Below are 2,061 nucleotides of genomic sequence, written 5' to 3' on the forward strand. Positions count from 1 at the left end.
AGCGCCAGCTCTACACCGGATACTTGCCAGGGACTCTTGATTCCCAGTATCTGGGCGTATAGGTCTTTGTCTCTCATAGGGGATTACGATAATCTACCCACTCCATTTGGGGAAGAGCCCCTTTTTCATTTTGGCCTGTCTGGTGTGGAAGGGATGTCTTACAAATATTTTTTACAGCCGCTGTCCATTGCGGTTCTGATCAGGCAATCAGTAAATTCCCGATCCTTGTACTCCTGCAGGAAAGCGGGCAGATCAATGTTGTCCAGGTGCCTGTTCATGCAGCTCCAATAGACGGTGGTTCTTGAAGCCTGGGATGGCACGTCGTGTCTACCCAGAATGAGAAGGCCGGCAGGGCCAGGGAAAGTATCAGTACTGAGTGAAACATGCTGCCCTCCTTGTTTGTTCCGGTTGAAGCTTTTGTACGATCTTCTTAATATATCCCACCCTCAGTGAGATGGGAAACCGATGATCCATATCATAGGCAGGGAGAAAAACCATGCTGAATGAAAACGCTCAGAAATTGTTCGGGGATTTTATCAAGCAGTCGCGGGACTATCTGTCCTCGCCGGGAATCATGGCGGCCCTGGAGCTGGACAAACTGTGCATGCAGCTCTATCCCATCGTCGCGCGCCGGCTTGGCGACCTGGCCCTGTCGAACAGCATCCGCGATTTTGGGCGCAGCCTGCCGAGAAAACAGCCCGAAGAACTGCAGGCTCTGTTCGATGACATACTTTCCCAAGCCCAATCCGCTGGACTTGCTCCAGCAGACGACTGACTGGCAGTGCATACGGCCATCCGTCCCCAGCAACGGGTTCTCGACACCTGGCTGGGCACGTCCCTGTGCATCAGCAAGACATCAGGGCGGCGTTATCAGCGCACGGTATCGGCCACCTGCGCCAACCCTGAAACCCGGTCCGAGGCGGATGCCCTGATCTGCGTAGAATACCGCCTCCCCGTTAGGACCGGCGATCTCGAAACGGCCGCTTCCGGGAGGACTGCCTACAGCCTCCAGGTTGCGGCAGCGCCACTCCTGCTCGCTGTCTACAGGGGCGCCTGCCGCTGTCTGAACACGGTCCAGCAGGCAACGGAACTGTACCGTTGTCTCCTTGTTTTCATCCATGGTGAGGCTGCAAATCCTGTCGCTGCCGGTGCAACTGCCACTCCAGTCGAGGCCGCCTTCCTCCCAGGAACTGTCGTGGTCTGCGGTCAGGGTCACATCGGCACCAGGGAAGAAGCTGTTGATGCAGACGGCGTCACCACCACAATGAAGATTGCCGGGCTGAATATCCACGTCTCCTTTTCCCAGCGTGGTGACTTTCAGCTGGTATTCGACCCGCTCGCAGTTCACCACCACATCGTCCACATCGGTGCCCGCAATGATCCCGCTACCGTTACTGACGGTGCATTCCTGTAAGGGCGATTGCGGCTGCCGGTATACGCTTACATCGTAGCCGGCGCCATTGGGCAGCAGCGTATCGAATGTAAAGCTGCCATTGTTGAACAGCTCCAGATCATCACCGCCGTTGTTCTGCAATACCAGCGTGGATACCGGATAAAGATTGTTCAGGGTACCGCCAATACTGAAATGGGGAATTCCTTGCAATACTGTACCCAATGCTCCTGTTACAATGAACTGATCACCTACCCAGAAGATCCCATATAGAGGGTATCCCGAAATATATTCCTCCTGGGCTCCCCAGTCGTTTCCATCAGGAGTAAAAATCTGCGTTCTTAGAACGCAGACTTGCCTTTTGCCCCCTATAAGGGGGCTTTGATGCCAGCCTTCTGAGAAGGCTGGCTGGTGAGTTATCCCATTTCATTGATTACTTGCCCAAGTCCATTTGAACTTGGCGTTGTTCCTGTTTCTCCTGGTATTTTACATACTTCCGTATCATCTCAGCATCTACACCTACTGTATCAACGCAGTAACCTTTCGCCCAGAGTAACTACTCACCCCTATCAGCATAGAGCTGTCCCGAAAAGGCCATTTGAATGGCGACCAGCGGATTGTATCCCTGATTTGCCATGGTCTGCAGGTAACTGGAGATGCGGCAATAGGCC

The 2,061-nt window shown here is 53.9% G+C and carries 2 protein-coding genes and 1 pseudogene; 1 reads left to right on the forward strand and 2 read right to left on the reverse strand.

Annotated features, from left to right (window positions below):
• The first annotated feature begins 496 nt into the window (after positions 1-496).
• Positions 497-775: a hypothetical protein gene (locus ACOCD2_RS17570; protein ID WP_293649900.1), complete on the forward strand. Its 279-nt coding sequence runs from the start codon at positions 497-499 to the stop codon at positions 773-775.
• An 81-nt stretch (positions 776-856) separates the two neighbouring features.
• Here ACOCD2_RS17570 and ACOCD2_RS17575 read toward each other — a convergent pair whose 3' ends face one another.
• On the reverse strand, positions 857-1,603 hold the full coding sequence (locus tag ACOCD2_RS17575; RefSeq protein ID WP_293649899.1) for a hypothetical protein: 747 nt from the start codon (positions 1,601-1,603) through the stop codon (positions 857-859).
• Positions 1,604-1,823: 220 nt separating this feature from the next.
• Positions 1,824-1,940: pseudogene (locus tag ACOCD2_RS17580) on the reverse strand (IS200/IS605 family transposase); the annotation flags it as partial.
• Between the last annotated feature and the right edge of the window lie 121 nt (positions 1,941-2,061).

The organism is Thiolapillus sp., assembly GCF_048562965.1.
Classification (GTDB): Bacteria; Pseudomonadota; Gammaproteobacteria; order Chromatiales; family Chromatiaceae; genus Thiolapillus; species Thiolapillus brandeum_A.

Bases quoted from the DNA above. Each gene is read 5' to 3' on its own strand.
- ACOCD2_RS17570 (WP_293649900.1), top strand. From the start codon at position 497: ATGCTGAATGAAAACGCTCAGAAATTGTTCGGGGATTTTATCAAGCAG.